Source organism: Paraburkholderia sp. RL18-101-BIB-B (genome assembly GCF_046026985.1).
In the GTDB taxonomy this organism is placed as follows: domain Bacteria; phylum Pseudomonadota; class Gammaproteobacteria; order Burkholderiales; family Burkholderiaceae; genus Paraburkholderia.
Map to the genome: position 1 here is coordinate 1 of NZ_JARESV010000203.1, position 465 is coordinate 465.

Annotated in this window: 1 protein-coding gene; it reads left to right on the forward strand. The window is 59.6% G+C overall.

What is annotated here, in order from left to right:
* Positions 1-48 precede the first annotated feature (48 nt).
* The coding region (locus P0D73_RS46740) for a helix-turn-helix domain-containing protein (RefSeq protein WP_408436545.1) at positions 49-465 on the forward strand (417 nt) is incomplete at its 3' end.

Consider the following 465-nt stretch of genomic DNA (forward strand, 5'->3'; position numbering starts at 1 on the left):
GGTCGATGCAACACAATCGGAACTGCGCGAGCAGCGGGAGTGTTGCAGATGAAGTACAGAACCCGGATCTATTACAGCGAGAGCCAGAAAGCGTTAATGTGGGAACTCTGGCGCAAAGGCGAATCGCTTCAGCATATTGCGCAGCTATTCGACCGGAATCATTCATCGATACAGGGAATTCTGGCGCAGACTGGCGGAATACAGCCGGCACCGCGACGTCGCTCCAGACGGGCACTGACGTTGGCCGAGCGCGAGGAGATATCGCGCTCGGTGGTAGCCGGCCACTCGATTCGTGCGGTGGCCAGCCGGCTTGGACGGGCACCTTCCACTATCAGCAGGGAAATCAGGCGAAATGGTGGATCTCAAGGGTATCGGGCGAATCAGGCCGATGCACTTGCGTGGGATCGTGCCCGTCGCCCCAAGGAATGCAAGCTCGTCGGGAATCGGGAACTCGCCCGGGTCGTG